Genomic DNA, 21590 nt, shown 5'->3' with positions numbered 1-21590 from the left:
TAAATACCACAATATTCCGAAAAATTACACCCATTTTTCTCTAAATGCAGATAAACACAACTAGCGGGGGTGTTGATTTGCATGGGTAGCTGTGGTACATCGAACATTGAAAGGATCAACATGAAGCGAGACGGTAATATTGCCGACAACAATAGGGACGTCGTTGATCTGAGGGGGGCTGTGACGCTGGCTCACCACTTCCTCAAGGGCAGGGTAAGGCCGGGGGACCGGGTTGTTGACGCGACGTGCGGCAACGGGAATGACACCCTCTTTCTCGCGGGACTTGTCGGCGCAGAAGGGCGTGTCTGGGCGTTCGACATCCAGGAGGATGCCATCAGTAATACCGCTGCCCTCCTTGCCGGGCATGGCTGCAGTTCTCGGGTGGAGCTGGCCCCGGTCGGGCATGAAAACCTTCTCGGCCTGGTGACGGAACCGCTCAGCGCCGCGGTTTTCAATCTCGGGTTTCTCCCCGGAGGTGACCGCAAATGCATTACCCGTGCGGAGACAACTGTAGCGGCGCTGGAACAGGTCGTGTCAATGCTTGTTCCTGGCGGGATAGTGACAATTGCCCTTTATCCCGGGCATGACGGCGGGGATGAGGAAGCGGACGCCGTGGAGCGATGGGCCGCCGCTCTTCCGCCGCATGATTTCAACGTCTGGCGGCACCGGCAATTGAATCGTTCCACCGCCGCTCCTTATCTCCTGCTGGTAGAGCGCAGGCCCTCATGACCTTTTTCAGTGATATCTTCCCTTATCTGCTGGTTGCGCCATCTCTGGTCTATTCCCTGATGACGCTCTGGGCCGCTGCCGGATATTTCCGACGTCAAAAGTGTGCTGCCGCTGATATGCTGCCGGTAACCATTCTCAAGCCGGTCAAGGGGATGGATTCGGAAAGCTTTGACAATTTCGCTTCATTTTGCCGGCAGAAGTATGATCGTTTCCAGATTGTCTTTGCGGTTGCCTCTGCCGACGACGAGGCCGTGCCGGTTATCCGGAGGCTTATGGCAGAGTTTCCGGAGGTAGATGTCGAACTCGTTGTGGACGGCCGGATTTATGGGCCTAATTACAAGGTCTGCAATCTCATGAATGCCTTTCCCAAGGCAAAGTACGATATTATAATTGTCTGTGACAGCGATATCCGGGTTGGGGATCGCTACTTGGCTGAAGTCTGCTCCGCGTTCGCCGATCCTGCCGTGGGGCTGGTAACGTCACTCTACCGGACCAGCGGGGTGCAGGGGTGGCCGAGTGCCGTCGAGGCGCTGGGGTTTACGGTCGAAATGGTGCCGAACGTCATGATGGCTATGAGGCTGGAGGGGCTTACCTTTGCCTTGGGCGCTTCAATGGCTGTCCGTCGCGACGTCCTGGAGCAGATCGGCGGTTTTGCAGTGCTGGTCGACTACCTTGCCGATGACTACCAGCTCGGGAACCGGGTTTTCCTGTCCGGATACCGCCTCGAACTGTCGGATTATTTCGTGGAGAGTGTCATGAAGAGGGAGACGCTGGCAACGGTCTTCTCCCGTCAGCTTCGGTGGTGCCGGACAATGCGTGTTTCCCGGCCCGGCGGGTATTTTGCTTCCGGGATCACGCAACCGGCAGTCGCCTCGGTTGCGGCACTGATATCCGGAGGATGGCCATCCGGAGTTGCCGCCGTAATCATGCTATATGCGGTCCGGTCTCTTTCCGGGCTTATTTTCAGCAGGCGATTTATTTCTGACCGGTTGCTGCCCCGATATCTCTGGCTGCTCCCCTTTCGGGATTTGCTGGCTTCGGTGACCTGGGGATTGGCATTTCTCGGCAACATGGTTGTATGGCGCGGGCATTCTTACCGGGTGTTGCCCGGTGGCCGGATGAAAGAGGTTCAGGGGGGATGAACATGCATTTTTCAACCAGGCTGGCTTTGCTGTTAATCTCTATTCTGATTTCAGGATGTATGACAAGCGGGAGAGTGGCGCCTGAGGCGCCGTTTGAGCGGGCTGCGGACGGCCGCAGGATAGGGTTTCATGAAATGCTGACCGATCTCCGCACCTCCCGGGTGGTTTTCATCGGCGAACTTCACGACAATCCGTCTCACCACCAGCTGCAACTGGAGATCATAAAATGGCTGCATCGCTCCGGGGCCAAGATTACCGTAGCCCTGGAGATGTTTCGCGCCCAAAACCAGGGCTATCTGAACATGTGGATCAACGGGGATCTCGGTGTCCTGGAATTCATGAACCAGTACCGGAACAACTGGACACTTCCCTGGGAACTTTATGACTCGATTTTCCTGTATGCCAGAAATAGCGGCATCCCGTTGCTTGCTCTCAATGCGCCGGATAACATCATGCAAAAGGTATATAGGCAGGGGTTCAAGGCTCTCACTCAGGAAGAAAAACGATTTTTGCCTCCTGATGTCTCATGCAGCGTAGACAAGCCGTACATGAACTTTATCCGCAGAAATTTCGTGTGGCACAGCAACGATGAAGCGACATTCATTCATTTTTGCGAGGCGCAGCAGCTCCGAAACAAATTTATGGCCTATACCCTGTCGGATTATCTGGACAGAAATCCGGACCGGGTAGTGGTGGTCGTAACCGGAGTGGGGCATGCCATGCGCAGGGGGATACCTGATGAGCTCGCCTCAATAAAGCCGATGCAAGTGAAAATAGTGATGCCGTTTCTGCATGAGCTTGCTGCTGAATCTCTGCAGAAAGGGGACGCGGATTATTTGACTAGAATGTGATGGTTCAGGAAGCCATCAGCTCCTTGCGTGACAAGTAACTGTAGAACTCGTCCATGACAAGGGTCTTGTTTTCGCATCTGGAGCTGATAACGTTTTTCAGATTGAGGAACGCATCGACATCTACCTGCCTGAATTCGCAACCGATTCCATCAGGGTCTTGCCGGACTACGATGCTGTTCACGTCAATGTAATTGTCGTCGTTCATTGCCTCGCCGCTCTCCGGCAGGTAGATGGTCAGTTCGACAACGGCGTCTACATCGAATTTTTCATTGGCCTTTATGTAAATCCCGTAAAGCGAAAGGTTTTCCGACAGGCCTCGAAACCACTGCCCGTTGGCATTCATGAGGACCTCGGACTGATACGGTATTCTGGTGAATCTCCTTGCCTCGCCCATTTTTCTTCCCTCGCACCCTCTGGCATTACATAGTATTTAAGGTTTGCCGAAGTTATCGTGCTGATGACCTCAAGCAGCCGGCATTAAATGATGGATTGGTTCTAGCTCCCAGTAAGCAACCTGTTCACGGCGAACAAACATTTGGCACATATTAAATTCAATTATCAGGCTATCTAGGAACAGCAATTTTAATGCCGAGCTCAATTGCGTATCGTTTCGCAATTACCGACTACCTGATAATTGCTGTAAATATAACCATATTTTATCTTCCAGGGAACAGGAGGTGATTCGCTCGACGATAAATCCAGACCTGATTCAAAAGCGAAGTGTAAAATATCCCGACATTTAGAATCTTTGGGCAAAATGCCCATGACCTAATAAACCATATGGATGCGAGCATCGCGATTTCATCTATCTGCTCATAAAAGCCGTCTCATAGGTTCTTTGCCGATATTTCGCTCTCTGGTTCAGCGGGCTGCTGTGAATTATGCAATAGATATTAGGGTGATGCAACTGTCGGATTTTCGACATTAACAAATAGCTTCTAATAGTTCCGTTTCCCCGGGAACAATCTCCTGGCTGCCGTGTGGGAAATTGAATCGACGGGTTGTGCCTGCAGGTTTTCTTGGTAGACTTGTCTCTGTTCTGATTGAAATATATTCGGGGAGGCGGCAGAGTGTCTACTAGTGCTATTACATTTGAAGAGATAATGTTCACCATCATGTCTGCTACACAGGATACTTTTAAAAGTTATCTGGGAATGGAAATCTTTGCCGGCAAGGTAGAAAAGAAAATAGAGCCTGTGGATTCCGATGTCGTCGGCATCATCGGGGTTGCCGGAGAGCGAGTCGGGTATATCATTTTTGCGACCGCCAAGGAGACGGCGCTTCTGGTTTCCAAGGAGCTGCTGATGATGGACGATCCCGACGAAGAATCTGTCCGTGACGCAATCGGGGAGCTGACCAATAATATTGCGGGAGTATTCAAGACAAAATATCATGAATATTATGGCAGTGTGGCTCTCGGTCTGCCATTGGTCGTGTCGGGCAAGATCCGCCCTCTATCCGAACCGCCGGAGACTCCGGTCGACAAACCCAGCATGAACGTCCAGTGTAAAGGTGTTACTATTCCGTTCCGGTCCATGGACGGCAGGGCAGAGTTTCGCGTTATGGTATATATGTAAAGTTTTCTGGCGATCTGAGCAGTTACGGCCACCCGGCAATTGATCCGAGGTGGCCGTCTTAGTTTTCCCCACATAAATTTTCTTGAACATGTTGCGACTATGTGCTAATAACTCCTGTTTCGAGCAGCAATCCCGCTGCACACTCCTTGCTCCGGGTTGGACCGGGGCTGAGAAAACCGAGAGGAGAAATTATGAAAAGGATGTACGAGACGATCTATATCGTCCAGCCCGAACTGGCTGATGATGAGCTCAAGGGGCTCACTGCCAAGGTTCAGGAAATTGTCACCAGCATGAACGGTGATCTGAGGAAACTTGATGACTGGGGGCTCAGAAAGCTCTCCTATCCCATCGAAAAGTTCATCCGCGGGCGCTATTTCTATCTCCGTTTTGACGGAGATGCCCCACTGATTGCCGAACTGGAGCGGAAACTGCGTCTGGACGACAAGGTCATCCGTTACCAGAGCGTCAAACTGGAGAAGGAGGCAGCTGCGCCTGTTGCGGCACAGCCTGCACCTGCTGAGGCAGAGGCCCCTGCGGCTTCCGAGGAATAACATTAAAATCCGGGAGGAACAGATAGATGAGTGAAGAGAGACCACAGAGAAGTTCAGGTCCGAGGAAAAAGCGCCCTTTTCAGCGTCGCAAAGTATGCCGCTTCTGTGCCGACAAGCAGGTTACCATCGATTACAAAGATCCAAGGACCCTGCGTTACTTTATTACTGAGCGTGGGAAGATCATCCCCCGCCGTATCTCCGGCAACTGCTCCAAGCACCAAAGGGAAATTACCGAGGCTGTCAAACGGGCACGCAATCTTGCCCTGCTGCCGTTGGCCGGCTCTCATGTAATGCCCTAGAGGTTGATGTGAACTTCCCCTCTAAGGGAGTCCTGCCGGATATCCTCAAGGGAAGCGTTGCAACCGTTGCCCTTTTTCTGGCATATGCATCATTGCCGCTTATCGGGATGCTGGGGGGATTGCTGGCCCCACTGCCGGGAGTGTATTATTCGTTACGGGTCGGGAAGATTGCCGGCGGAGCAATTGTAATTGTCTCCGCCGCTCTTCTCGGCTTGATTTCCGACGTCAGGGTTTTGATCCTTTACCTGTTGCAGTCGGCAACCGTGTCATTGTTGCTTCCCTTGTTCCTGCAAGGGAGAAGCGTGGCGAGAGCCATCGTTCTCGCCACCGGATTAAGCCTGGCGATCATTCTGGCGGTAAGCGCCGGTTACTCGATGACCATCGGGATCAATCTCGATGCCGAGGTTCAGAAGTGGCTCAGCGCCGGAATTGCCCAGACCGCTGCCCTGTACTCCAAGAGCGGCTTAAAGGAAGAAGAGCTGCGGGCTTTGCAGGATGGCTTACGGCAGGCAGGCTCGGTAATGGTGCGGGTCTATCCGGCGATGCTGGCCATAGGCCAGGCAGTCATTGTTGTCATTACAATGCTGGCGATTGCCGGATTCGCACGCAGAGGCAAACTGCAGCTTGCAATCGGCGAATTCAGGGATTTTCGCAATATCGATCATTTGATCTGGTTACTGATCATCTCCGGTTTTGCCTTGCTGATACCGGACGACACTGTCAGCCGGGTAGCCCTTAATCTCCTGCTGGTGGTCTGCTTCGCCTACTTCTTTCAGGGGCTGGCAGTGCTGGCGCATTTTTTCACCCGGTTCGCCGTTCCAGCAATCGGGCGGTTTTTCTTTTACTTTTTTCTGATTTTGCAGCCGTACCTGCTTGCCGGGGTTGCTATCCTGGGCATTTTCGACATGTGGGGGAACTTTCGCACCCCCAAACAACAAAACCTGTGACTACAGGCTAGGAGGAAGAGCGTATGAAAGTTATTCTGAAGGAAAACGTTGAAAATCTCGGTCTTATCGGCGATATCGTGAAGGTTGCTCCCGGTTACGCGCGTAACTTCCTGTTGCCGCGCGGTTTTGCCATTGAGGCCACGGTAAAGAATGCCAAGGCTCTCGATCATGCCAAGAGGCAGATGGAATACAAGAAAAACAAGGTGCTTGAGCTTGCCAAGGGTGTGGCGGCCAAGATCGAAGCGCTCACTCTCACTCTCGTGCATCAGGCCGGAGAGGAAGGCAAGCTTTTCGGTGCCGTAACCAACATGGAGCTGGCCGATAAGCTCAAGGAGCAGGGTCTCGAAATCGACCGGAAAAAGATCATTTGCGATCCGATCAAGCAGACCGGTGAGTTTAATGCTGTGGTCAAGCTTCATCCTGAAGTTGCCGCAACGCTCAAAGTGGTGGTAAATAAAGCGGAATAGCAGGTGTCCTGCTAACCCTTCAAGGCGATCGGGCTTCAAGTCCGGTCGCCTTTTTTTTAGTAATTCTCCTTGACACTTTTGATCTAAAACGCTACTCTTTCGCGGCTAACTCATTGGTTTGAATCTCGTTTTTCAGTTTCCCCAAATGAGATTTATCATCGGTTAATTTCCCGGAATGCAGGAGGGCCATAGTGACCTTTCAGGACTTGATACTGTCGCTCCAAGGCTATTGGGCCGGACAGGGATGCGTAATCCAGCAGCCTTATGATACGGAAAAGGGAGCTGGTACTTTCAACCCGGCCACTTTTCTGCGAGTCCTCGGTCCGGAACCTTGGAATGTTGCCTATGTGGAGCCTTCCCGGAGACCAACGGACGGCCGTTACGGCGAGAACCCCAACCGGCTGCAGCATTATTACCAGTTTCAGGTAATCATGAAGCCGTCGCCGCTCAACATCCTCGATCTCTATCTTGATTCTCTGCGGGCGTTCGGCATCAATCCGAACCAGCATGATATCCGCTTTGTGGAGGATGACTGGGAATCCCCGACCCTGGGGGCGTGGGGGCTCGGCTGGGAGGTCTGGCTCGATGGAATGGAAATCACCCAGTTTACCTACTTCCAGCAGGCCGGCGGCATTGACCTGAAGCCGGTTGCCGGCGAAATTACCTACGGCTGCGAGCGAATCGCCATGTATCTCCAGGGAGTGGACAACGTCTATGACCTGGAGTGGACCAAAGGGGTCAAATACGGCGACATTCACCATATCACCGAGGTGGAGTTTTCGACCTACAACTTTGAAGAGGCCAATGTGCCTCTGTTGCTGGAATCGTTTACCAACTTCGAGAAAGAGTGTATCCGGCTCGTGGAGAAGGATCTGGTCTTCCCGGCATACGATTTTGTCATGAAATGTTCCCACACCTTCAACCTGCTGGATGCCCGCGGTGCGATCTCGGTAACCGAGCGGGCATCGTACATCGGGCGGGTGCGCAATGTTGCCAAGCTCTGCGCCGAGGCTTACGTCCGTCAGCGCGAGCGGTTGGGATATCCGCTCCTGAAAGGGGGGCGTTGATCATGCCCAGAGAGCTTTTTATAGAAATAGGGACCGAAGAGATTCCGGCCGGCTTTCTTCCGAAGGCAATGGCCGATATGGATGCGCTGATCCGCAGGGAGCTGGAAAGTGCGCGGCTTGAGTTCAGCGAGGTCAGCACTCTTGCGACGCCTCGTCGTCTGGCGCTTTGCGTCAAGGGGATTCCCGCGGTGCAGCCCGATGCCGAGACTACGGCGCTGGGGCCGGCAAAGAACATCGCTTTCGGCCCTGACGGCAAGCCGAGCAAGGCTGCCGAGGGGTTTGCGCGCGGCCAGGGGGTGGATGTCGGTGCACTGCATCTGATTGTCACTGAAAAGGGCGAGTACGTTGCTGCAGTCAAAAAAGAGACCGGCCGGCCGTCTCACGAACTGATGGCGGAGATCCTGCCGCGCCTGTTGGGTGCCATATCTTTCCGGAAATCGATGCGCTGGGGAGATCTCGATGTCCGGTTTGCCCGCCCGATTCACTGGATAGTCGCCCTGTTCGACGGCATTGTGGTGCCGATGGAGTACGGCAACATCCAGAGCGGCAACATTTCGCGCGGCCACCGTTTCATGGCCAACCAGCCGTTCCCGGTCCGCGATTTCAGTCATTACCTGGAAGAGTGCGAGCGTCATTTTGTGATCCCCGATCCGGAGGCCCGCAAGGAGATCATCCGCCGTGAGACACACCGTGTGGCCAAGGCTGCCGGCGGGCATCTGCTCCCCGACGAGGGGCTGCTGGAAGAGGTGACCTATCTGGTCGAATATCCGAGCGTGGTTCACGGCACCTTTTCCCAGGATTTTCTCGCAGTGCCCAAAGAAGTCCTGGTGACCTCGATGCGGAGCCACCAGCGCTATTTTTCGATCGTTGACGATCATGGCAACCTGATGCCCGGCTTTATCACCATCAACAATACCCTGACTGAGGACCCGTCCGTGGTGGTGAAGGGGAACGAGAGGGTGCTCCGGGCAAGGCTCTCCGATGCCCGCTTCTTCTTTGAGGAAGACCGGAAGGTGAAGCTGGAGAGCCGCGTGGCAGCACTGAAGTCGGTTGTCTACCAGCAGAAGCTGGGGACGTCTTATGAAAAGATGGAGCGGTTCAGAGCCCTGGCCGAAGGCCTGGCCGACCGGTTGAACCCGGCCGTCAAGGCAAAGGTTTCCCGAGCCGCTTACCTGTGCAAGGCGGACCTGGTCTCCGGCATGGTCGGTGAATTCCCGGAAGTGCAGGGGATCATGGGGCGCGAGTATGCGCTTCACGACGGTGAGGATGCGGAAGTGGCGAGCGCCATCGCGGAGCATTACCTGCCGACCCAGGCTGGCGGAGAGCTGCCGGCAACCGATGTTGGCGCCTTTGTTTCCATTGCCGACAAGATGGACACCATCTGCGGCTGTTTCGGCGTCGGCCTGATCCCGACCGGGTCTGCAGACCCCTATGCACTGCGACGAGCAGCCCTGGGGATTATCAATATTATTCTGGACAAGGAATATCGGGAGCCTCTGAACGGCTTTATCAAGGTGGCTCTGGATCTTCTGGAGCCTAAGCTGACCCGGAAGCGGGAAGATGTGCACAGCGACGTTCTGGAATTCTTCAAGGGTCGTTTTGTGAACCTGATGGCGGACCGCTATCCCTCTGACGGTGTGGACGCCGTTGTTGCCGTAGGTTTTGACGACCTGGTTGATGCAGTTGCCCGCATCGCCGCTCTGGCCGCCTTCAAGGGGCGCGACGATTTCGAGCCGCTGGCCGTTGCCTTTAAGCGGGTCTGCAATATCGTCAAGGATGGGGTTGATGTTGCGATTGATGTCTCGCTTTTCCAGGACCCGGCGGAAACCGCCCTGAACGCGGCGTTTTCCGGGGTAAAGGCAAAGGTGGCAGCAGCGGTCGCTGAGCGGGATTATCTCTCCGCTCTGACCGAGATTGCCAGTCTGCGGCCGCCTGTCGATGCCTTTTTCGACAAGGTCATGGTAATGGCCGAAGACGAACGGATCAGGATCAACCGGCTGGCCCTGTTGACGGGGATAGCCAGATTGTTCGGCGGGATCGCCGATTTTGCCAGAATTTCCGCTTAGCCGAAAAGCCGCCCACTGGGCGGCTTTTTTGTTTACAGGCTTTATTTTTACTAAACAGTATTGATTATCATTAAAACGCTATTAATTTTTGCTAAACGGTTTTAACCGTAACTAAAAAGGGAGGTTGGGCATCATGGCAAAATTCGTTTATTTCTTCGGAAACGGCAAAGCCGACGGCAGGGCAGACATGAAAAACCTGTTGGGCGGGAAAGGGGCCAACCTGGCAGAGATGACCAGCATCGGCCTCCCCGTACCGCCGGGGTTCACCATTACCACCGAGGTCTGTACCGAATTCTACAATAACGACAAGAACTACCCTGCCGGTCTCAGGGAAGAGGTTGCGGCAAACCTGAAAGAGGTGGAGCAACTTATGGGGCGGACTTTTGGCGATGCCAAGAACCCGCTGCTGGTTTCGGTTCGTTCCGGGGCGCGCGCGTCGATGCCGGGGATGATGGATACGGTGCTCAACCTCGGGCTCAACGATACCACGGTTCAGGGGATCATCGCCCAGAGCGGCGATGAGCGTTTTGCCTATGATGCCTACCGCCGTTTTGTCCAGATGTATTCGGACGTGGTCATGGGGATGGATAAGGAGGCGCTGGAGCACCTGCTTGAGCAGAAGAAGGAAGAGAAGGGCGTGCACCTGGACACCGAGCTGACCGCAGCCGACTGGAAGGATCTTGTTGCCGCGTTCAAGGCAAAGATCAGGGAGGTTCTGGAACAGGATTTCCCCGAGGACCCGCAGGAACAGTTGTGGGGGGCAATCGGCGCAGTTTTCGGCTCCTGGATGAACCAGCGCGCTATCACCTACCGCAAGCTGAATAACATCCCTGCGGAATGGGGTACAGCCGTAAACGTCCAATCAATGGTCTTCGGCAACATGGGGGATGACTGCGCAACCGGCGTGGCGTTCACTCGCGACCCCTCAACCGGCGACAACTACTTTTATGGCGAGTACCTGGTGAATGCCCAGGGTGAGGATGTCGTGGCCGGGATCAGAACGCCGCAGCCGATCAATCTGCATCAGAAAAAGGACGGCGATTTGCCGGCAATGGAAGAGGTGCTGCCGGAATGCTATCAGCAGCTTGCCGGTATCCGCCAGATTCTGGAGAAGCACTATAAGGACATGCAGGACATCGAGTTTACCATTGAAAAAGGTAAGCTCTACATGCTGCAGACCCGGAACGGCAAGCGTACTGCCTGTGCTGCCATCAAGGTTGCCGTCGACATGGTCAAAGAGGGGCTTATTGACGAAAAGGCCGCAATATTGAGGGTTCAGCCGTCGCAGCTTGACCAGCTCCTGCACCCGTCACTGGATCCGAAGGCCGCCAAAAAGGTCATTGCCAAGGGTCTCCCCGCCTCTCCCGGCGCTGCTTCGGGTACTGCGGTGTTTACTGCGGACGAGGCAGAATTGCTTGCCCGCAACGGCCAGAAAGTCATTCTTGTCCGGGTTGAGACCAGCCCTGAGGATATTCACGGTATGCATGCCGCCCAGGGGATTCTGACTGCGAGAGGGGGGATGACCTCGCATGCGGCGGTTGTGGCCCGCGGCATGGGTAAATGTTGCGTTGCCGGGTGCGGCGACCTCAAGGTTGATTATAGCAGCCAGTCTTTCACTGCCCGTCATGGCGTAGTGATCAAGAAAGGGGATCTCATTACCTTGGACGGTTCCACCGGAGAGGTGATCCAAGGGGCGGTGGCAACAGTGCCGCCTCAGCTCACCGGAGATTTTGCCACGCTGATGAGCTGGGTTGACAAGCATCGCCGGCTCAAGGTCCGGACCAATGCGGACACCCCCAACGATTCCAGGGTTGCCAGAGAGTTCGGGGCCGAAGGGATCGGGCTTTGCCGCACGGAGCATATGTTCTTTGAAGCCGACCGGATCATGGCGGTACGGGAGATGATCCTTGCCGAAGACCTGGAAGGGCGGCAGAAGGCGCTGGCCAAGATTCTGCCGATGCAGAAAGGGGACTTTGTCGGCATCTTCAGGGAAATGAAAGGTCTGCCGGTAACCATTCGCCTGCTTGACCCGCCGCTGCACGAATTCCTTCCCAGTGAAGAGAAGGACATTGAAACGCTGGCCAATACCTTGAACGTCACCACCCAGCAGTTGAAGCACAAGGTCGAGTTCCTGCATGAATTCAACCCGATGCTCGGCCATCGCGGTTGCCGTCTCGGTCTTACCTATCCTGAGATCTACGACATGCAGGTGCAGGCAATTATGGAGGCTGCCTGCGAACTGGTCAAAAATGAAGGGTTCAGTATCGTACCCGAGATCATGATCCCGCTGATCGCAACGGTTTCCGAACTGACAGTGTTGCGGGCTAATGCCGTAGCCATCTGTGAAGAGGTGATGGCAAGCTACGGTGTGAAGCTGGAATACCTGATCGGCACCATGATCGAGCTGCCGCGCGCTGCCCTTACCGCTGATGAGATCGCAACTGAAGCGGAATTCTTCTCCTTTGGAACCAACGACCTTACGCAGACAACCTTCGGTCTTTCCCGCGACGACGCCGGCAAATTCTTGCCGTTCTATGTGGAAACCAACCTGCTCCCGGAAGACCCGTTTGTGTCTCTTGACCAGAACGGTGTCGGCAAGCTGGTGAAAATGGCCTGTGAACTGGGGCGGTCCACGCGGCCGGGAATCAAGCTCGGTATTTGTGGTGAGCACGGCGGCGATCCGGCATCGGTAATCTTCTGCCACAACGTTGGGCTGGATTACGTGTCATGTTCGCCGTTTAGGGTGCCCATTGCCCGTCTGGCAGCTGCCCATGCGGTATTGGCTTCAGCATGAAAATCCGCTTGACACCGTATTAACTCCGGTGTAAATAGTCTCTAATCTGCGGACACAGGTGCGCCCGATTTCTTGCAGTTGCTAAGGTCAGAAGGAGGCAGTAATGGCAAACGGCGTGGTTAAGTGGTTTAATGACAGCAAGGGGTTTGGTTTCATAGAACAGGAGAATGGCGAGGATGTTTTCGTGCACTTTTCCTCAATACAGGGGGATGGTTTCAAGAGCCTGGCCGAAGGTCAGAAGGTTACTTTCGACATTGTGCAGGGGGCCAAAGGGCTTCAGGCCGCCAATGTGACCAAGGCCTAGCCGGAATACTCTATGCCGTCGACAGAGGCCACGGGAAACCGTGGCCTTTTCTTATAATATGGGTAAGGAGATCGCTATGTTGGTGAGATTGGCACTTTTAGTTATGCTTGCTTTTTCCACACTGGCCGGATGCGCCGGCGAAAAGGGGAAGGAGCTGTTCGATACGGCGCAGTTCGAGGAAAAGCAGGGGAACCGGGAACATGCGGCAAAGCTTTATCAGGAGATAATTCAGAAGCATGCGGGGAGTGAACTGGCAAAGAAAGCCGAGGCACGCCTGGCTGAACTCGGAAAGGCCAGATAGCGGTTCTTAAGCCACCGACACTTCGATTCTTGCCACACCCGGTATTTCTGCCAGCAACCTGTCGCCTGAGACTATCCGTCCTACACCTGCAGGGGTGCCGCTAAGGATGACATCCCCGGGTTCCAGGGTAAAGATGGTCGAGAGGTGAGAGATGATGTTGGCGACCGGGTTGATCATCAAAGCTGTCGGCCCGTTCTGGCGGATCTCCCCGTTGACCGAGAGCCGGACCTGCAGCAGCTGTGGGTCCGGCACCAACTCGGCAGGGGCGAAATCCGACAGGGGGCAGGCAGTGTCAAACCCCTTGGCAATGTCCCACGGAAGTCCCTTTTTCTTCAGCTCGGCCTGCACATCCCGCAGGGTCAGGTCAATTGCCGCTCCGTAGCCGGCAACATGATCCAGCGCCTTATCCAGCGGGATATCCTTCCCGGTTTTGCCGATCAGAACCGCCAGTTCCCCTTCGTGATGACAATCGTTGGAGTAAGAAGGTATGACAATCCGCTCCCCTTCGGATATGACCGAACTGGCCGGTTTCATGAAGATCACCGGTGCCGTGGGGACCTCGTTGCCGAGTTCGTGGATATGATCGACATAGTTCCGGCCGATGCAGAGGATCTTGCCGACTGTGAACTCTTGACCGGATGAGATGCGAGCGGTTTTCATGGTAATTGCTCCTTTGTCCCGAGGCTGTGAACCGGCTGCCGTGCGTGCCGTATCGCCCCTAGAATGGTTGTTGTTGCCTGTTGCGGCTGGTCAGCGGCAATTATGGCGGATATCAGCGCGATGCCACTGGCTCCGGCATCCAGTACCTGCCGGATGTTGCCTTCGGTAATGCCGCCGAGTCCGAACACCGGTATATTGAGCCCAGCTGCTGCAGCAAGTTTTTCCGGGCCGAGCGGATCGCCGTAGATCGCTTTTGATCGGGTGAAAAATACCGGACCGAAGGTTATGAAGTCAGCTCCGGCAGCTTCTGCCGACCTTGCTCCTGCAAGAGAGTGGCACGAGACGCCTATCAGTTTTGCCTGGCCCAGAATCCCCCGAGCGGCCTGAACCGGAATGCTCTTTTCCCCCAGATGGACCCCGTCGGCACCAACCGTAACCGCAATATCCACCCGGTCATTGATGAACAGACGGGCCTGGAAACGGCCGGTCAACTGACGCAGAGCCTCTGCCAATTCATACAGTTCAGCAGGGGGCAGATCTTTTTCTCTGAGCTGGACCGCCCTGACCCCGCCTTGAAGGGCTGCTTCCACCGTCTCAAGCAGGTTGGCGCTCTTGGCCTGGTGGCGGTCGGTTATCAGGTAAAGATCGAAATCAACCGGCATGATGCCGTGGTCAGAGTGCCGCGTCAGAGGTGGCATATGGCGTTGCTCGATCCAGGAAAGCCCGGTCCCAATCCTTCCAGACCGCTTCATACCCCTTGCTCCGTATCATCTCCTCGACCTCGGCAGCACTCCGGTCGTCATCGATATTGAACTGACGGGTGCTCTCTTCGGGGCCGGCGTAGCCGCCGGGAGAGGTGCAGGAACCGGCGCTCATCTGGGTTATCCCGAGCGGCAGCAGGTTGTCGCGGAGGGTTGCGCTCTCGCGGGTGGACATGACCAGGCCGGCATCGGGGAGCAACAGGCGGAGGGCACAGATCAGCTGGACGAACTCCCGGTCCGAGACCGGGTGCAGAGGGGCGAATCCCCCTTCTGCGGGCCGCATCCGTGGAAACGAAACGCTCAGGTGGCTGCGCCAATAGTGCCTGGACAGGTACAGGGCATGCAACCCGGTGTAAAAACTCTCCACCCGGAAATGCCCCAGGCCGAGAAGGGCGCCAATACCTATCCGGCGCAGGCCCGCAGCGCCACCCCTTTCCGGGGCGAGCAGCCGGAACGAATAATCCCGCTTCCTGCCGAACGGGTGCATATCGGCGTACAGTGTCCGGTCATAGGTTTCCTGGTAGATTGTCAGGCCATCGACCCCGGCTTCTACCATCTGCCGGTAGCCGGATTCCTCCATCGGATAGACCTCTATGGCGATCGAGCTGAACAGGTGCCTGATCCGTTGCGCCGCTTCCGCGAGGTAGTCATTGTTCACCGCATGGGGGGCTTCGCCGGTTACCAGCAGGATGTGGCGGAAGCCGCGGTCATAGAGCACCTGCGCCTCTCTCTCGATCTCGTCGAATGCAAGAGTCTGTCTCGGCACCTTGTTGGTGGCATTGAAGCCGCAGTAGAGGCAGCCGTTGGTGCAGAGGTTGGATAGGTAAAGCGGGGCGTACATGAGGATATTGTTCCCGAACCTCTGTCTGGTGAGCCTGTGGGCCTTCCCGGCCATTGTTTCGAGGTAAGGTGCGGCGGCAGGGGACAAGAGCGCCATGAAATCGTCCACGCGGAGCCGTTCCAAACCGAGCGCCTGTTCGACATCGGCACCGGATTTGGCCTCAATGCGGGATAACACCTCGTCTGTCGGGTATTTCAGGATTTCGTCAAGAAAACTCATGTCAATATCCTTATTTGGCTTAATATGGCACAGCAAAAAGCTCCAGCTGCAAGGCTTGCGAAAACCTGAGGAATGAGTCGTAGCCGGAGGCTACGTCGCAGTGACGAAGGTTGAGCGTAACGCAGCAGATGGACTTTTGGCGAAGCCATCACCCCAGAAATCCGGTTAACGGACTCGATGCCTCGGCCTTCTGGCGCTGCTCCCCGAGACCGGCGAGAAAGGCCTCGCGGCCGGCTTCCACGCCTTTGCGGAAGGCTGCGGCCATGAGTCCGGGATTAGGAGTGACTGCTAGAGCGGTATTCACGAGGACTGCATCTGCTCCCATCTCCATTGCCTCGGCAGCATGGGAGGGGGCGCCGAGACCTGCGTCCACCACAACCGGCACAATAGCCTGCTCAATGATGATTGCAATCTGGTCCCTGGTCCTGATCCCCCGATTGGTCCCGATTGGTGCGCCCAGCGGCATGACGGTCGCCGTGCCGGCTTCCTGCAGTCGCTTGGCCAGCACCGGGTCGGCGTTGATGTAAGGGAGCACGGTAAAACCCTCTTTGACAAGGATTTCAGCGGCCTTGAGCGTTTCGATCGGGTCGGGAAGCAGGTAATAAGGGTCAGGAGTTACCTCCAATTTCACCCAGGGATCACAACCGGCAGCGCGTGACAACCGGGCAAGCCTGACCGCCTCCTCTGCGTCGCGGGCGCCGCTGGTGTTGGGCAGAAGCAGATATTTGTTCCGGTCGATATGCGACAGGATGCTGTCGTCCGGGTTGCCGATATCAACCCTCCGGAGGGCGACCGTAACAATCTCGCTGCCGGAATATTGCATTGCCTCAACCATTGCGGCATTGGACGAAAATTTCCCGGTTCCGACCAGCAGACGGGAATTGAAGGAGCGTCCGGCGATGACCAGCGCATCATTGAGGGGATTCATGTTCAGCCTCCACCGACGAAATGGACGATTTCAATCCGGTCGCCGTCATTCAGGGTCATGGTTTCGTACTGCTGTTTCGGGATAATCGCCAGGTTTAGCTCCACGGCAACATGCCCCGGCTCGATCTGCAGGCTCTGCAGGAGTTCGCTGACCGTGCTGCAACCGGTTTCCTTTACTTCCCCGTTAACACTCAGCCGCATTTTCGATCTCCAACGAAAAAAGGCCGCAAAGCGGCCGGTAATAGATATATCCCGTTGTTCCGCTTCCCTACACCGGCATTACCCGGATCAGGTTCAAAGGGTTTGAGACCTGTGGTCTCATCTCAGTTCGTCTGAACTCCCCTAGCGTGCATGGTCCTGCAGTTGTATTAGCGACTGTAACCTAGCAGGAGGAATGTACGGTGTCAATGCATTTCTCGCCGGGAATTCCGCGAGATCTAGAAATTGAAACCGGATTTCTCTTTACGGTCAAGCTGCTCAATGTAAGCCTTTTCCTTGCGGATCTCGTAGCCGCAGAGGGTCCAGAGGTGATAGCTTTCGAGCATCATGACGGTCATGCCAGCGGCAAAAACCGCCCAGAAGTTGTCGTGAAGCGCGTTGGAAAAATGATAAAACATGTAGAAGGCGGAGAGGTATCCGACATGGGCAATCCCGCCGTATTTTTCCGAGCTGCTCACCATTCTGGTCAACACGAGAATTATGGCCGAAAAGCTGTAAAGCACCAGTGCGGCGCTGATCATATTAGGGGAGGGGGGACGCCCCAGCATGTCTCTGACTTCGTCCGGAAGAGAAGGGATTACGGAAAAATCCTGTTGGGCAACGATGCTGATCGCCAAAAAAAGGGCAAGGCATAAGGGACCGTTCCCTGATTTTCGCTGTAGACGACTAATCCGGGCAAGGCTTTCCCGCCGCAGCCGGTCGAAGTCATTTGCGGCCTGAGTCCCTCTTTCATCGTTTACGGCAGGTTCATTGATCATTTTGAAGGGTTGTCTGGGTTCGGTTCGCTTTCGCTTCGGTGCACGATGATTCGGATATTTTCAGCCAATGCTGCAAGCTCAGGACCGCAGTGGGGCAGTTCCGGAGGGACCTCTCCCTTGGCGGACCGTTCCACATATTCGCCAAGCAGACGTACCGGCAGGAATACATTGCGCCAGAGCAGCGCAGCAACGCCACCTACGCTAAGGATCAGCACCAGCAGGCTGAAAACCACCATCCTCCCGCGCATTACCGGCAGATTCTTGAGGAGGATCGGCACCGACAGCCCGATGTCGAGAGTGCCGAGCACCTTCTGCTCCTGAGGGTGGACATGGCAGGGCGCATTATAGCATTCTGGTTCATTGTAAATCGGGGCGGTTATGGCGAGGACCTCGACACCGCGTTCATCCACAAACCGGCGTGCCTTCTGCATATCGCCCAAAGTTGCCTTGGGCACCGGACCGTCATGGCACTCCACGCAACCGGCAGTCTTCTTGTCCACCAGGTGGCCGACCTCATTATTATTGCCAGAAAAGATTATCGATCCTTTCTTGTTGAATATCCTGGTGTGTTCCAACCCTTTCTGTTCGCTTACATTGGTTATTATCCGGCTTACGGTCTCGCGATCCTCTTTCAGCATGGCGTAGCGGGTCGATTTGACGATAGTGTCGGCCAACCCGTTGGAATATGTGACCGCATCGTTGACCAGATCCGATTTCATAACCGAGTATAGGAGGATACAGCAGATGACGACAAAGCCGGTAATCGCGATGGTCACCGGAATGATCGCTTGAGCGGCGAGAGTTTTGAACATGGCTGAGTCCTGTTGACGCGGTTATTTTGACCCAAGTCTACATCTTGTGGCATTCTGCACAGTTGGCCGTCACAGGGAACGCCTTCTTGCCGTTATGACAGGCGCCGCACGATTTACCCTGTTCCATGTCGGACATGGTAGCCGGCTTCTTGTTTCTGTTGGTCCCGAAAATCTTTGTATGGCAATCATTGCAGCTGTTTCTAGCGGTGTGCGACTTGTGGCTGAACTGAACGTTACCCGCCCCTTTTACCACGAGGGTCACTTCCTTTGCCTTATGGCAGCGGACGCATTCCCTGACATGGAAAGCCTTGGCTCCGTCATGGCATGCACCGCAGGATTTCCCCTTTTCCATCTCGGCCATGGTCGAGTGGGAGCGCTTTTTCATGTCGAAGATCGCACTGTGGCAGGCCTTGCAGTTATTATTGATAGCGGCCTGCTTCAGGTGATAACCATGATCGAACACGACTGTTCCGGCAGATTTGGTCGTATAAGTTATATTCTTGATGGTAATAGCCTGCGCGGTTGCAGTAAGGCAACACAGGGCCAGGCAGCAGAGTATGGTTCTCGAGAGCATCGTCTCCTCCTTGACGCAAATCTGTATTTTAACCCGCAGATTATAGGAGGAGTGATTAGGTTAGTCAAATTTTATCTGAAAATCTGTTTTCACCCAGCGGTTTTCCTGAATGTGTGTTGCGAGGAGTAATTGAATGATTCGGCCGGGAAGATTGTCCCCGGAGATCAGCTCCCATTCCCGAGGTCCTTCTTTCCGGGCCGTCATAAAATCTACCGGTCTTTCTGATCCGGTCTTTTCCGATTATGACCCACGCATCGAGCCGGCGAAAAGCGGCAATGGCTTTGTGTTCTATCAGCCGGTCAAGGGTATCCTGAGCGACCACCCCAATTTTCTTATCGGCATATACTACCTGTATCAGCATGGTTCCTCCTGCTAATATGTAAACGATAAGTGGTGTTATGAAAAAAATGCGGGCCGGGACCAGTTTGCCTCAGAGGTAAACAGATCGCGGCCCGCGCCATTACATTCGCTGCCTGCAAAATGTTTGGATAATTATGAGCTCTTGTGGCATGTCGCGCAATCGGATGTTACGTTAAATGCCTTTTTGCCGTTATGGCAGGCGCCGCAGGATTTCCCCTTTTCCATTTCGGTCATGGAGACTTTCGGATTCCCTTTCCCCGGCTTGTAAACCGTGTCATGGCAATCCTGGCAGGAAAAGGACATATCCAGATGGGCCTTGTGGCTGAAAACTACGTTGCCCGCGTCCTTGACCTTGTAGGATTTGTCACGATAAGGGTGGCATTTCTGGCAATCGCTCAGGGGGAATGCCTGTTTGCCGGTGTGGCATGCCCCGCAGGATTCACCTTTTCCCATTGCCGCCATGGTTACGTGTGGATTCTTCCCGGTCTTGAACAGTGCGTTGTGACACTTTGCGCAATCCTGGTATTTTTTCAGATGTTTCTGGTGGCTGAAAACAACAGGTCCGGTCTGCTTCACATTGATACTGACCTCGCGTACCTTGTGGCAGCGGGTGCAGGACGCAAGGGCAAACGCACCGCGTCCGTTGTGACAGGCGCCGCAGGATTTCCCCTTTTCCATCCCGGCCATGTTGGCTTTTTCAGGGGCTTTTTTCCCGTTTTCGTGGCACGCCTTGCATTGTAGCGGGTCTCGACGCGGCTTCTTTTCCAGATGCTTCTTGTGGCTGAAGACCACTTTGCCCGCATTTTCGGTATTGTAGGTAATATCCTTAAGCTCTAACGCCCCTGCCGACGTTGCTCCAAAGACCAGCATGGCAAGAACGGTTGCTATCCGGCATGATTTCATCGGTCTTCTCCTGTGTACGTTCTTGGCTGTCCGGAATCCTACAGCCGGTTGCTGTTCTCAGTTGGCGGTCTCAATTCCTGATAGCCGGCGTCCCGACAAGGAGATCGACTCCTTGGCGCAGGCCGCATCAGGGAGATCGTTTTCTTCGATCAGAGAGACGGTCTCTCTCACGCCCGCTGTTGCTTCAACCGGGACTTCAACGGTCTTGAACTTGTAGAAGATCGGCAGCCTGTAAAGGATGAAGCGGTAGGTAACAATGTAGACGGAGTACAGGGTGATCGCGATGATTGCTTCCCGCCAGTGCGGAATCTCCCGTTCGGGAAGTCTCCAGTTGAAGGTGATCATGGCAGTATTCAGTCGGTTCAGGACAACGCCCAGGACCGTGAGCCAGGCGCCGAAACGGATCAGGCCAACCTTGCCGTTCTTGATGGAATAGGTGAAAATCGCCAGCGGGGCAATGACGCCGAACATGATCTCTGCCACATACCATGCGCCCCAGCCGGTGGCGATGTATTCCCACTTGTTGTCATGGGCGACGCCGATCAGCTTGATGGTCAGGTAGGTTGCCAGACCCATGGTGGCACCTTTTGCCAGGGAGATCGTCAGTTTGTCGAGATTGGTCTTGAAGCGGTCGTCAAAGCGCCACGACATGGTCTTGGCAGCAATGGTGCTGACAACTATAACCATGCAGAGTCCGCCGGGGATCGAGGAGACGAAGAAGTGCAGCCATTGGAACGATGCCGAGTACCAGAGCGGATGGACCTTGCCCGGCGCATAGGTGAAGAGAGCGCCCAAGGCCCCCTGATGGAGTGTCGAGAGGATGATGCCGGAGACCGTGAGACCGAGCGTGATCTTGCGGACTGCCTTCTTGCCGGCCGGCCACCCCATCCACTCGAAGAAGCCTTGTGAAACTTCGGCGATCTGGACCGAGAGGTAGGTGGCAACGTGCCAGGCGACGAGGAAGAGGACTGCTGCCGGGCCAAAGGCGACGATCATCGGGTAGGGGAGGCGCCAGGGTTGACCGAGGTCGAAGAGGAGGAACATGACGGCGAAGAAGTAGCCGAGCAGACCATTAAGGAGCGCCAGCCGCTCTATCGGCTCCAGATCGTGGCGACCGAAGACCTCGCAGGCGGTGCCAAGCTGGAACCCTGACGAAGAAAGTGGAACCATGGCGAACAGGCCGAATCCGAGGAACAGCCCCCAGGGGTAGTCACAGGAGCTGTGGGTTACCCAAGAGAGGCCGAATATGAAACGGCCGATCATTATCGGTATGCCGATGGCGAAAATGACGGCAAGTATCCAGTTGAACGGGTTCTTCAATGCCTGTTGCAGGTATTCTTTGGGAGTCAGCCCCAAAAGGAGCTTTTCCATGAAGGTCCATTTGCGCCCGTCAGAGTTGCGATGGAGCGCATCGACATGTTCTACGCTGTTTCCTTTTGCTTTGAGATATTGTTTCATGGC

Annotated in this window: 25 protein-coding genes and 1 riboswitch; of the genes, 13 read left to right on the top strand and 12 right to left on the bottom strand. The window is 55.1% G+C overall.

Features of this window, described 5'->3' with window-relative positions:
- Window positions 1-81 precede the first annotated feature (81 nt).
- The 3 genes from OR1_RS05740 to OR1_RS05730 are packed head-to-tail and all read left to right on the top strand — an operon-like array spanning window position 82 to window position 2722.
- The gene (locus OR1_RS05740) at window positions 82-729 is read left to right on the top strand and encodes a class I SAM-dependent methyltransferase (protein ID WP_237754238.1); all 648 of its coding nucleotides are present in this window, start codon (window positions 82-84) and stop codon (window positions 727-729) included.
- The gene (gene hpnI, locus OR1_RS05735) at window positions 726-1871 is read left to right on the top strand and encodes a bacteriohopanetetrol glucosamine biosynthesis glycosyltransferase HpnI (protein ID WP_041970589.1); all 1146 of its coding nucleotides are present in this window, start codon (window positions 726-728) and stop codon (window positions 1869-1871) included. Before OR1_RS05740 ends, hpnI begins: the two co-directional genes overlap by 4 nt.
- Window positions 1872-1930: 59 nt before the next feature.
- Window positions 1931-2722 carry a ChaN family lipoprotein gene (locus tag OR1_RS05730; protein ID WP_041970784.1) on the top strand — a complete coding sequence of 264 codons (792 nt, stop codon included), beginning with the start codon at window positions 1931-1933 and terminating at the stop codon, window positions 2720-2722.
- A 4-nt stretch (window positions 2723-2726) separates the two neighbouring features.
- On the opposite strand, the gene OR1_RS05725 is transcribed toward OR1_RS05730, so the two are convergent.
- Window positions 2727-3116 carry a PilZ domain-containing protein gene (locus tag OR1_RS05725; protein WP_041970588.1) on the bottom strand — a complete coding sequence of 130 codons (390 nt, stop codon included), beginning with the start codon at window positions 3114-3116 and terminating at the stop codon, window positions 2727-2729.
- 676 nt (window positions 3117-3792) lie between these two features.
- Between OR1_RS05725 and OR1_RS05720 the strand changes: the two genes are divergently transcribed.
- From OR1_RS05720 to OR1_RS05675, 10 genes are all read left to right on the top strand, one after another.
- Window positions 3793-4299 carry a chemotaxis protein CheX gene (locus OR1_RS05720; RefSeq protein ID WP_237754237.1) on the top strand — a complete coding sequence of 169 codons (507 nt, stop codon included), beginning with the start codon at window positions 3793-3795 and terminating at the stop codon, window positions 4297-4299.
- Between the two features lie 191 nt (window positions 4300-4490).
- Window positions 4491-4850, top strand: a complete 360-nt coding sequence (gene rpsF / locus OR1_RS05715) for a 30S ribosomal protein S6 (RefSeq protein ID WP_041970586.1) — start codon at window positions 4491-4493, stop codon at window positions 4848-4850.
- Window positions 4851-4876: 26 nt separating this feature from the next.
- Window positions 4877-5149 (top strand): 30S ribosomal protein S18, encoded by a 273-nt coding sequence (gene rpsR / locus OR1_RS05710; protein ID WP_041970585.1) that lies wholly within the window; start codon window positions 4877-4879, stop codon window positions 5147-5149.
- An 8-nt stretch (window positions 5150-5157) separates the two neighbouring features.
- Window positions 5158-6096 (top strand): YybS family protein, encoded by a 939-nt coding sequence (locus OR1_RS05705; protein ID WP_041970584.1) that lies wholly within the window; start codon window positions 5158-5160, stop codon window positions 6094-6096.
- Between the two features lie 23 nt (window positions 6097-6119).
- Window positions 6120-6563: a 50S ribosomal protein L9 gene (rplI, locus tag OR1_RS05700; protein WP_041970583.1), complete on the top strand. Its 444-nt coding sequence runs from the start codon at window positions 6120-6122 to the stop codon at window positions 6561-6563.
- 191 nt (window positions 6564-6754) lie between these two features.
- Window positions 6755-7630 carry a glycine--tRNA ligase subunit alpha gene (gene glyQ, locus OR1_RS05695; RefSeq protein WP_041970582.1) on the top strand — a complete coding sequence of 292 codons (876 nt, stop codon included), beginning with the start codon at window positions 6755-6757 and terminating at the stop codon, window positions 7628-7630.
- A gap of 2 nt (window positions 7631-7632) precedes the next feature.
- Window positions 7633-9696, top strand: a complete 2064-nt coding sequence (gene glyS / locus OR1_RS05690) for a glycine--tRNA ligase subunit beta (RefSeq protein ID WP_041970581.1) — start codon at window positions 7633-7635, stop codon at window positions 9694-9696.
- A 130-nt stretch (window positions 9697-9826) separates the two neighbouring features.
- Window positions 9827-12490: a pyruvate, phosphate dikinase gene (ppdK, locus tag OR1_RS05685; protein ID WP_152609832.1), complete on the top strand. Its 2664-nt coding sequence runs from the start codon at window positions 9827-9829 to the stop codon at window positions 12488-12490.
- A 103-nt stretch (window positions 12491-12593) separates the two neighbouring features.
- A complete protein-coding gene (locus OR1_RS05680; protein ID WP_041970579.1) occupies window positions 12594-12794 on the top strand; it encodes a cold-shock protein in 201 nt (66 codons plus the stop codon).
- Window positions 12795-12870: 76 nt separating this feature from the next.
- The gene (locus tag OR1_RS05675) at window positions 12871-13095 is read left to right on the top strand and encodes a hypothetical protein (protein ID WP_162483606.1); all 225 of its coding nucleotides are present in this window, start codon (window positions 12871-12873) and stop codon (window positions 13093-13095) included.
- A 6-nt stretch (window positions 13096-13101) separates the two neighbouring features.
- Here OR1_RS05675 and OR1_RS05670 read toward each other — a convergent pair whose 3' ends face one another.
- The 11 genes from OR1_RS05670 to OR1_RS05620 form a co-directional block, all read right to left on the bottom strand.
- A complete protein-coding gene (locus OR1_RS05670) occupies window positions 13102-13755 on the bottom strand; it encodes a fumarylacetoacetate hydrolase family protein (protein ID WP_041970577.1) in 654 nt (217 codons plus the stop codon).
- On the bottom strand, window positions 13752-14420 hold the full coding sequence (thiE, locus tag OR1_RS05665) for a thiamine phosphate synthase (RefSeq protein WP_152609830.1): 669 nt from the start codon (window positions 14418-14420) through the stop codon (window positions 13752-13754). The genes OR1_RS05670 and thiE overlap by 4 nt, the downstream gene beginning before the upstream one ends.
- 7 nt (window positions 14421-14427) lie before the next feature.
- Entirely contained in the window at window positions 14428-15576 is a 1149-nt protein-coding gene (thiH, locus tag OR1_RS05660; RefSeq protein ID WP_041970576.1) for a 2-iminoacetate synthase ThiH, read from the bottom strand.
- Between the two features lie 148 nt (window positions 15577-15724).
- A complete protein-coding gene (locus OR1_RS05655) occupies window positions 15725-16504 on the bottom strand; it encodes a thiazole synthase (protein ID WP_041970575.1) in 780 nt (259 codons plus the stop codon).
- A 2-nt stretch (window positions 16505-16506) separates the two neighbouring features.
- Window positions 16507-16704, bottom strand: a complete 198-nt coding sequence (gene thiS / locus OR1_RS05650) for a sulfur carrier protein ThiS (protein ID WP_041970574.1) — start codon at window positions 16702-16704, stop codon at window positions 16507-16509.
- 47 nt (window positions 16705-16751) lie between these two features.
- A riboswitch (TPP riboswitch) is annotated at window positions 16752-16857 on the bottom strand.
- Between the two features lie 83 nt (window positions 16858-16940).
- On the bottom strand, window positions 16941-17480 hold the full coding sequence (locus OR1_RS05645; RefSeq protein ID WP_041970573.1) for a hypothetical protein: 540 nt from the start codon (window positions 17478-17480) through the stop codon (window positions 16941-16943).
- Entirely contained in the window at window positions 17477-18292 is an 816-nt protein-coding gene (locus OR1_RS05640; RefSeq protein ID WP_041970572.1) for a cytochrome c, read from the bottom strand. Before OR1_RS05640 ends, OR1_RS05645 begins: the two co-directional genes overlap by 4 nt.
- Before the next feature lie 37 nt (window positions 18293-18329).
- Complete coding sequence (locus OR1_RS05635; protein WP_052440276.1) at window positions 18330-18866, bottom strand: cytochrome c3 family protein; 537 nt, start codon at window positions 18864-18866, stop codon at window positions 18330-18332.
- A 64-nt stretch (window positions 18867-18930) separates the two neighbouring features.
- Window positions 18931-19227, bottom strand: a complete 297-nt coding sequence (locus OR1_RS23215; protein ID WP_370543330.1) for a GSU3473 family protein — start codon at window positions 19225-19227, stop codon at window positions 18931-18933.
- Between the two features lie 131 nt (window positions 19228-19358).
- On the bottom strand, window positions 19359-20129 hold the full coding sequence (locus OR1_RS05625; RefSeq protein WP_041970571.1) for a cytochrome c3 family protein: 771 nt from the start codon (window positions 20127-20129) through the stop codon (window positions 19359-19361).
- A gap of 57 nt (window positions 20130-20186) precedes the next feature.
- On the bottom strand, window positions 20187-21587 hold the full coding sequence (locus tag OR1_RS05620; protein WP_237754236.1) for a polysulfide reductase: 1401 nt from the start codon (window positions 21585-21587) through the stop codon (window positions 20187-20189).
- Between the last annotated feature and the right edge of the window lie 3 nt (window positions 21588-21590).

This window comes from Geobacter sp. OR-1 (assembly GCF_000813145.1).
Classification (GTDB): domain Bacteria; phylum Desulfobacterota; class Desulfuromonadia; order Geobacterales; family DSM-12255; genus Geoanaerobacter.
This window is presented reverse-complemented; position numbering and strand designations above follow the sequence as displayed.

Excerpts from the sequence above, each read along its gene's own strand:
- OR1_RS05640 (WP_041970572.1), bottom strand. The coding sequence starts at position 18,292 with ATGTTCAAAACTCTCGCCGCTCAAGCGATCATTCCGGTGACCATCGCG.
- OR1_RS05655 (WP_041970575.1), bottom strand. The coding sequence starts at position 16,504 with ATGAATCCCCTCAATGATGCGCTGGTCATCGCCGGACGCTCCTTCAAT.
- OR1_RS05675 (WP_162483606.1), top strand. The coding sequence starts at position 12,871 with ATGTTGGTGAGATTGGCACTTTTAGTTATGCTTGCTTTTTCCACACTG.
- OR1_RS05645 (WP_041970573.1), bottom strand. The coding sequence starts at position 17,480 with ATGATCAATGAACCTGCCGTAAACGATGAAAGAGGGACTCAGGCCGCA.
- OR1_RS05635 (WP_052440276.1), bottom strand. The coding sequence starts at position 18,866 with ATGCTCTCGAGAACCATACTCTGCTGCCTGGCCCTGTGTTGCCTTACT.
- rpsR (WP_041970585.1), top strand. The coding sequence starts at position 4,877 with ATGAGTGAAGAGAGACCACAGAGAAGTTCAGGTCCGAGGAAAAAGCGC.
- hpnI (WP_041970589.1), top strand. The coding sequence starts at position 726 with ATGACCTTTTTCAGTGATATCTTCCCTTATCTGCTGGTTGCGCCATCT.
- rpsF (WP_041970586.1), top strand. The coding sequence starts at position 4,491 with ATGAAAAGGATGTACGAGACGATCTATATCGTCCAGCCCGAACTGGCT.
- thiS (WP_041970574.1), bottom strand. The coding sequence starts at position 16,704 with ATGCGGCTGAGTGTTAACGGGGAAGTAAAGGAAACCGGTTGCAGCACG.
- OR1_RS05680 (WP_041970579.1), top strand. The coding sequence starts at position 12,594 with ATGGCAAACGGCGTGGTTAAGTGGTTTAATGACAGCAAGGGGTTTGGT.
- OR1_RS05730 (WP_041970784.1), top strand. The coding sequence starts at position 1,931 with ATGACAAGCGGGAGAGTGGCGCCTGAGGCGCCGTTTGAGCGGGCTGCG.
- OR1_RS05670 (WP_041970577.1), bottom strand. The coding sequence starts at position 13,755 with ATGAAAACCGCTCGCATCTCATCCGGTCAAGAGTTCACAGTCGGCAAG.
- OR1_RS05725 (WP_041970588.1), bottom strand. The coding sequence starts at position 3,116 with ATGGGCGAGGCAAGGAGATTCACCAGAATACCGTATCAGTCCGAGGTC.
- glyS (WP_041970581.1), top strand. The coding sequence starts at position 7,633 with ATGCCCAGAGAGCTTTTTATAGAAATAGGGACCGAAGAGATTCCGGCC.
- rplI (WP_041970583.1), top strand. The coding sequence starts at position 6,120 with ATGAAAGTTATTCTGAAGGAAAACGTTGAAAATCTCGGTCTTATCGGC.
- OR1_RS05740 (WP_237754238.1), top strand. The coding sequence starts at position 82 with ATGGGTAGCTGTGGTACATCGAACATTGAAAGGATCAACATGAAGCGA.
- OR1_RS23215 (WP_370543330.1), bottom strand. The coding sequence starts at position 19,227 with ATGCTGATACAGGTAGTATATGCCGATAAGAAAATTGGGGTGGTCGCT.
- OR1_RS05625 (WP_041970571.1), bottom strand. The coding sequence starts at position 20,129 with ATGAAATCATGCCGGATAGCAACCGTTCTTGCCATGCTGGTCTTTGGA.
- OR1_RS05620 (WP_237754236.1), bottom strand. The coding sequence starts at position 21,587 with ATGAAACAATATCTCAAAGCAAAAGGAAACAGCGTAGAACATGTCGAT.
- thiH (WP_041970576.1), bottom strand. The coding sequence starts at position 15,576 with ATGAGTTTTCTTGACGAAATCCTGAAATACCCGACAGACGAGGTGTTA.